7 protein-coding genes are annotated in these 7,388 nt (G+C 39.1%); all 7 read left to right on the top strand.

Features of this window, described 5'->3' with window-relative positions:
- The first annotated feature begins 171 nt into the window (after nucleotides 1-171).
- Entirely contained in the window at nucleotides 172-978 is an 807-nt protein-coding gene (locus tag QZR70_RS07770) for an MBL fold metallo-hydrolase (protein ID WP_295794288.1), read from the top strand.
- A 3-nt stretch (nucleotides 979-981) separates the two neighbouring features.
- Nucleotides 982-1,461, top strand: a complete 480-nt coding sequence (rlmH, locus tag QZR70_RS07765) for a 23S rRNA (pseudouridine(1915)-N(3))-methyltransferase RlmH (RefSeq protein ID WP_295794286.1) — start codon at nucleotides 982-984, stop codon at nucleotides 1,459-1,461.
- A 204-nt stretch (nucleotides 1,462-1,665) separates the two neighbouring features.
- Nucleotides 1,666-2,121, top strand: coding sequence for a CBS domain-containing protein (locus QZR70_RS07760; RefSeq protein ID WP_005385985.1), 456 nt, complete (start codon nucleotides 1,666-1,668; stop codon nucleotides 2,119-2,121).
- Nucleotides 2,122-2,284: 163 nt separating this feature from the next.
- Nucleotides 2,285-3,589 (top strand): trigger factor, encoded by a 1,305-nt coding sequence (gene tig / locus QZR70_RS07755; protein WP_295794284.1) that lies wholly within the window; start codon nucleotides 2,285-2,287, stop codon nucleotides 3,587-3,589.
- Nucleotides 3,590-3,625: 36 nt separating this feature from the next.
- Nucleotides 3,626-4,219 carry an ATP-dependent Clp endopeptidase proteolytic subunit ClpP gene (gene clpP / locus QZR70_RS07750; RefSeq protein WP_295794283.1) on the top strand — a complete coding sequence of 198 codons (594 nt, stop codon included), beginning with the start codon at nucleotides 3,626-3,628 and terminating at the stop codon, nucleotides 4,217-4,219.
- A gap of 12 nt (nucleotides 4,220-4,231) precedes the next feature.
- Nucleotides 4,232-5,485, top strand: a complete 1,254-nt coding sequence (gene clpX / locus QZR70_RS07745; protein WP_295794281.1) for an ATP-dependent protease ATP-binding subunit ClpX — start codon at nucleotides 4,232-4,234, stop codon at nucleotides 5,483-5,485.
- Between the two features lie 65 nt (nucleotides 5,486-5,550).
- On the top strand, nucleotides 5,551-7,388 hold a 1,838-nt coding region (lon, locus tag QZR70_RS07740; RefSeq protein WP_295794279.1), incomplete at its 3' end, for an endopeptidase La.

Genomic DNA, 7,388 nt, shown 5'->3' with positions numbered 1-7,388 from the left:
GTGGTGACATGTTCCGCCGTGGACCAGATATTGAAGCTAATATGTCATACTTTGTAGAACGCTTGAGTGAATTATCTGAAACCAATTAATGATTGTGTTAGTGAAAGTGATAATAGATTGACTTTCACAGACATATGTAAAAAATTATGATTTAGTATATGGAGTGTTTTGATGAGTGAATCCTCACCGTTGGAGGTCCATGTTCTTGCTAGTGGTAGCAAAGGCAATTGTACAGTAATAAAAAAAGGGAACTCCGTCATATTGCACGATGTGGGCATTAGTTGCCGGCGCATCGTCAATGGTTTAAAAGAATTGCATATCGATATGGCACAGGTAGAGGGCATTTTTATCAGTCATGAACATAGTGATCATATTGCAGGGCTTCAACAATTGTTGAAACGTTTTGATATCCCTGTGTATACGAAACAAGGGACGTGGTGTGAAATTCAAGATAAGTTAATTGTGCCAAAAAACCAATTAATCGAATTGACTAAGGGTAGCCTCTCTCTTGGCAATCTTGTAGTCGAGTCATTTGGCGTTAGTCATGATGCGGCTGATCCAATAGGTATTAATGTATTTGCTGGAAAAGATAAGGCTACTGTCGTTACCGATACAGGTGTAATTTCTGATAGTATCTTACATCGTATGGATGATACGACTTTGTTAGTACTAGAAGCCAATTATGATCCTCATATGTTACGGTTTGGTCCTTATCAACCATTTTTAAAACAACGTGTTGCCAGCGATGAAGGCCATTTAAGCAATGAAATGGCTGCCCAAGCTTTGCTCATGATGAAGCGACCTGACTTTATGCAAGTTATTTTGGCCCATCGTTCTGAAAATAACAATAATGCCGTCCTTGTTACCCAAACGATTGGGAAAATGCTCGTAGATGGTGGCGTTCGCATTGGACCGGAAATGAAATTGCAACATGGACAACCTAATGAAATTGTGTCTATACAATCTGTAAAGAGGTAGAGTATGAGATTTTATGTAGTTTGTATTGGCAAGTTAAAAGACGCTTACTTGCGCGATGGGGTAGCAGAATTTGTAAAACGTATGCGTCCATACGGAGGCATTACGATTACAGAACTAAATGAAAGTAAAATTGGGGATAAGCCGAGTGATGCAGATCGAAAACAAGTCGTTGCAGAAGAAGGGGAACGTTTATTAAAAGCTGTTCCAAAGAATGCTTATACAGTGTTGTTAGATGTGTACGGTAAAACGATGTCCTCTGAAGACTTGGCCAAAACAATAGCTAAACTAGAAGTCGATGGTATAAGTGATATGGCATTCATCGTTGGCGGTGCTTTTGGCGTAAGCGATGAGTTGCGCAAGTCTGTAAATTATAAATTATCCTTTAGTCCTATGACATTTACCCATCAAATGGTACGTTTATTACTAGTAGAGCAAATTTATAGGGCGTCTAAAATTAATCGTAATGAACCATATCATTGGTGATGTAGTTAATTTAAATAGATCGTATCGCTTGAATAAATAATATATATTATGATGAGTGCAGATTGATTTTGTATTAGTATCAGAAATACTATTTGTAATAGCCTTATAAATTATTTATATAATGTTCTTATAAAAAAAGGAGTTTTATTATATTATGTCGAATAGTATAATAAAGCAAGATGTATTTGTAAGGAGGAATTCACTATGAAAATCCAAGAAGTAATGAATAAATACCCTGTTACTGTTGGCAAAGATGCGCCAATTTCTGATGTAGCTGATTTGTTGGTAAAATATAATTTAACAGCTGTTTCCGTAGTGGATGACAACAATAAATTATTAGGTATTATTTCTGAAGGCGATTTGCTTTACAAAAAAGTACGTCCTCATGTACCTCACTATGTAAATGTATTAGGTGCTAGTATCTATTACAATGGCATTGGCGAATATAATGCTCAATTTAAAAAATTGTTAGCATCTCATGTTCATGAGTTGATGACTGAAGAAGTAATTACAACTACACCGGATAAAGATGTAGAAGAAATTGTATCTGTTATGCTTGATCAACATTTAAAGAATGTTCCTGTAGTAGACAAGGATTACCATTTGATTGGTATCTTATCTCGCCGTGACATCATCAAATTGATCGCTAAAGATAACTAATTCGCATAATTATGTAATACATATAAAGACCACCCGTTTTGGGGTGGTCTTTTAGTGTAAATTGAGAAGAATTGCATTGACCTTGCATTTATGTTATTATTAGGAGTGCATAATATACTACAGAAATTTGGGCGTATTGCCCTTCGAGGAGGACATATTTTAAATGAAAGCAACTGTAAATCCTGTTGATCAACACGTAGTAACGTTAACTATTGAAGTACCTGCAGCAGAAGTAGATAAAGGCATTAAACAAGCTGTAAAACGCATTGCAGGTCAAGTAAACATTCCTGGCTTCCGTAAAGGCCATGCGCCTCGCCGTATTTTAGAAATGAACTTCGGCAAAGACGCTATCTTGGAAGAAGCATTCGAAGTATTGGTTAGCCAAAACTACAGTGCTGCACTTCGTGAAAACGATATCGTTCCAGTATCTGAACCAGAAATCGAACGCGAACAATTCGAAGAAGGTAAAGATTTGATTTTCAAAGCTACTGTAACTAAACGCCCTGAAGTTAAACTTGGCGATTACAAAGGCTTAGAAGCAGAAAAACAAGACGCTACAGTAACTGATGAACAAATCGAAGAACAATTGAACAACATTCGTGAACAACAAGCGAAAATGGTTGTTGCTGAAGAAGGCGCTACAATTCAAAAAGACGACTTCGCAGTAATCGACTTCGCTGGTTCCGTTGACGGTAAACCATTCGATGGTGGCGAAGGTAAATCCTACCCATTACAAATCGGTTCTGGTAGCTTCATTCCTGGCTTCGAAGATCAATTGATCGGCGCTAAAGCTGGTGATGATGTAACTGTAAAAGTAACATTCCCTGAAGACTACTTCGTAGCAGAACTTGCTGGTAAAGAAGCAGAATTCAAAACTCATATCCATGACATTAAACGTAAAGAGTTGCCTGAATTGAACGATGAGTTCGCAAAAGAAGCAAGCTCTTACGAAACTATTGAAGAATTGAAAAAAGATCTTCGCGCAAAAATGGAAGAAGAAGCTTCTCGTCGCGCAATCGATACTTACAATGCTGACTTGATTCAAACAGCTGTTAAAAATGCAACTGTAGACATCCCAGAAGTAATGATCGAAGATCGCGTAGAACAAATGATTCAAGAATTGGCTATGAACATGGAAGGTCGTGGCTTGAAACTTGATGACTACTTGAAATTCTCCAACAAAACTATCGAAGATTTACGCTCTGAATACAAAGATTCTGCAGCTGAAAACGTACGCGCTGATTTAGTATTAGACGCTATCGCAACTGCTGAAGGTATCGAAGTAACTCCAGATGATATGAACCGTGAAATCTTCATTATGGCTCAAAACTTTGGGGCAGATCCTAAAGAAGTTTGGGATATTATTGCAAAAGAAGGTCGTGTAGCTATGTTGGCAGGCTCTGTAGCTCGCAAAAAAGCAGCTCGATTCATTATTGATAATGCAAAAGGCGCTGAAGCGGCTAAATAATAGTTTGCTCAACTAGGTACATGAAAAGGTGAATACATGTATATACCAATCGTAGTTGAACAAAGTGAACGCGGCGAGCGTTCCTATGATATTTACTCTCGCTTGTTAAAGGATCGCATTATCTTCCTAGGTGGACCTATCGATGATAATGTAGCAAATGCGGTTATTGCGCAAATGCTATTCCTAGAAGCAGAGGATCCTGACAAGGATATCCATTTGTACATTAATAGCCCCGGTGGTGTCGTAACTGCCGGCATGGCTATTTATGATACGATGCAATATATCAAACCAGATGTGTCTACCATTTGTGTAGGCTCTGCGGCGAGCATGGGGGCTGTGCTTTTAACAGCAGGTGCTAAAGGTAAACGCTATGCGTTACCTCATGCGCGCGTTATGATTCACCAACCATTAGGTGGTGTACAAGGGCAAGCATCTGAAATTGAAATCCATGCCCGTGAGATTCTTCGTATGCGTGAAGAATTAAATGGTATCTTAGCTTCTCGCAGTGGACAAGATATTGAGGTTGTAGCGCGCGATACAGATCGCGATAACTTCATGAGTGCTCAGGATGCCGTTGAATACGGCTTAATCGATGAGGTACTCACAAGAGAACCTGTAGAAAGCAAGTAATGGAGGCGCCCCTTGGCAAAAGATAAAGACACTATGCGCTGCAGTTTTTGTGGACGCACAAGCGAAGAAGTCCGCAAATTAGTAGCGGGCCCTAACGTATATATTTGTGATGAATGCGTTGAAGTATGCGAACGTATTATTGCGGATGAGTTAGGTGACGTAGAGGCGGATGACTTCAACTTAAAAGAATTGCCAACGCCGAGAGAAATTAAAGCTCATCTTGACGAATATGTTATTGGTCAAGATGATGCTAAAATCTCTTTAGCTGTGGCTGTATATAATCACTACAAACGCTTACAAACAGATAATGTAGTTGATGATGTAGAATTACAAAAGGCTAATGTTTTATTCATTGGTCCTACTGGTAGTGGTAAAACACTATTGGCTCAAACCTTAGCGAAAATGCTAGAAGTACCATTTGCTATTGCAGATGCTACAAGCTTAACTGAAGCTGGTTATGTTGGGGAAGATGTGGAAAATATCTTGCTTAAAATTATCCAAGCGGCAGATTATGATATAGCTCGGGCTGAACGAGGCATTATCTATATCGATGAAATCGATAAGATCGCTCGTAAGTCTGAGAACCCTTCCATTACACGTGACGTGTCTGGTGAAGGTGTACAACAAGCATTGCTTAAAATCTTAGAAGGTACTGTAGCTTCTGTTCCACCTCAAGGTGGCAGAAAGCATCCAAATCAAGAAATGCTTCAAATCGACACTACAAACATTCTCTTTATTTGTGGTGGTGCATTTGATGGTATGGACAAGGTTATTACTAAGCGTACCGCTAAGAAAACCCTTGGTTTTGGTGCAGACGTACAACGTAAAGAAGAACGCAATGTATCAGCTATCTTAAAAGATGTTGTACCTGAAGATTTATTGAAATTTGGTTTAATTCCAGAATTCATTGGTCGTTTACCTGTTATGGTAACATTGGACCAACTGGATAGAGAGGCATTAATTCAAATTTTAACAAAGCCTAAAAATGCATTAACAAAACAATATGAAAAAATTCTATCCCTTGATGGTGTAGAATTAACTTTCACTGAAGATGCATTAGAAGAAATCGCTGATGAAGCATTACAGCGAAAAACAGGTGCTCGTGGTTTGCGTGCTATCATTGAAAAGGTGATGAAACGCGTTATGTTCGAAGTTCCTTCCATGCCGGAAGTAACTAAGTGCATAGTGAATCGTGAATCCGTATTGAGCACAGGTGAACCTATACTCAAAAATGAGGCAGACCAAGACATCCAGTTGAAATCGTAATTCGAAGAAACTCATTTCTGTGTAGGAATGAGTTTCTTTTCATAATATAAATACCTGGAGGAAGTATGAATTTACTCGAAGTTGGGATTCCAACTGTACCTCTTAGAGGCATGGTTGTATATCCGAATATCGTGATTCACCTCGATATCGGTCGAGACAAATCCATTAAAGCGGTGGAAGCCGCAATGAACGAGGATCGCATTTTAGCAGTTGTCAGCCAAAAGGATGATGCTGTTGATGCGCCAACTGTTCATGACTTAGCCCAAATGGGTACATTAGTAAAAATTAAGCAAATGTTACGCTTACCAGGTGGTATTGTACGTGTTCTTGTAGAGGGCATTACACGTATTCGCGTAATGAATATTACAAGTATGGATCCGTACTATGTAGGGGACTACGAACGGGTAGCCTCCGAATTTGAAGACGATGTGGAGCTAGAAGCGTATCGTCGTTTGGTTCAGTCTAAATTCGGCGAATGGGCTGAAGAGGCTAAATCTGTTACAGATGAAGGCGTTACACGCGTAATGGAGTTACGCGACCCATGTGAATTGGCTGATCAAGTTGCGTTCTTATTGCCTATTAACAACACTAAACGCCAAGAGTTACTTGAAGAGTTATCTGTAGCTCGTCGTTTAAATATGATTGTAGGCATTTTAAATATGGAATTACAAATCTCTGATTTGGAAAACTCCATTAATAATCAAGTACGTCAATCTATGGAAAAAGCGCAAAAAGAATATTTCTTGCGTGAAAAAATCCGTGTTATCCACGATGAATTGGGTGACAAAGGGGATCCAGAGGAAGAAGCTGAAGAGTTACGTGTTAAATTAAAAGCACTTAACCTTAGCGAAGATGTACATGAACGTATCGATAAAGAAATTTCTCGTTATAGCCGCATGCCACAATTGATGCCAGAAGCAACCATTTTGCGCAATTACCTAGATTGGGTATTGGCGTTACCTTGGAATGAATTAACTGAGGATCGCTTGGATATCAAGGAAGCTCATGCTATGCTTGAGGCGGATCATTATGGCCTTGAAAAGGTTAAGAAACGTATCCTTGAATTCTTGGCTGTTCGTAAGTTAACTGGTAAGAATAGTGGTTCTATTCTTTGCTTAGTAGGCCCGCCAGGGGTTGGTAAAACATCCTTGGCTACGTCTATAGCTAAAGCGATGAACCGTAAATTCATCCGTGCATCCTTAGGTGGTGTTCGCGATGAAGCTGAAATTCGCGGCCATCGTCGTACCTATATTGGCGCATTGCCAGGTCGTATGATTCAAGGTCTTAAGAATGTAGGCACTAAGAATCCTGTATTCTTATTGGATGAAATTGATAAATTAGCATCTGACTATAAAGGTGATCCATCCTCTGCATTGTTAGAGGTATTGGATCCAGAACAAAATAGTACATTCAGCGATCACTTTATCGAAGTGCCATTCGATTTCTCTGAAGTATTCTGGATTACAACGGCTAACGTTGCATCCAATATTCCTGGTCCATTGTTAGATCGTATGGAAATCATTGAATTATCTAGCTATATGGAACAAGAGAAATTAGAGATTGCTAAGCGCTATTTAGTACCTAAACAAATCAAGAAAAATGGCCTTGAAGATTATAAGGTTAAATTATCTGATGCAGTGTTGAAAAAGGTAGTTTCCGAATATACTCGTGAAGCGGGTGTTCGTACCTTGGAAAAAACAATTGCTAAGATTTGTCGTAAAATTGCTTATAAAGTCGTTGAAGAAGGTGGAGATGCACCGAAAGTAACGACAAAAAATCTTCACGAATTCTTGGGCGCTCCAATCTTTGTTGACCAAGAGCGTGAAAAGAAACCGCAAATTGGCTATGTAAATGGTTTAGCGTGGACTTCTGTAGGTGGCGTTGTATTGCCATGTGAAGCAAC

It is taken from the genome of uncultured Veillonella sp., assembly GCF_900545205.1.
Lineage (GTDB): Bacteria > Bacillota > Negativicutes > Veillonellales > Veillonellaceae > Veillonella.
Note: the sequence above shows the minus strand (reverse complement) of the source record. Positions and strands in the feature narration are given on the sequence as shown.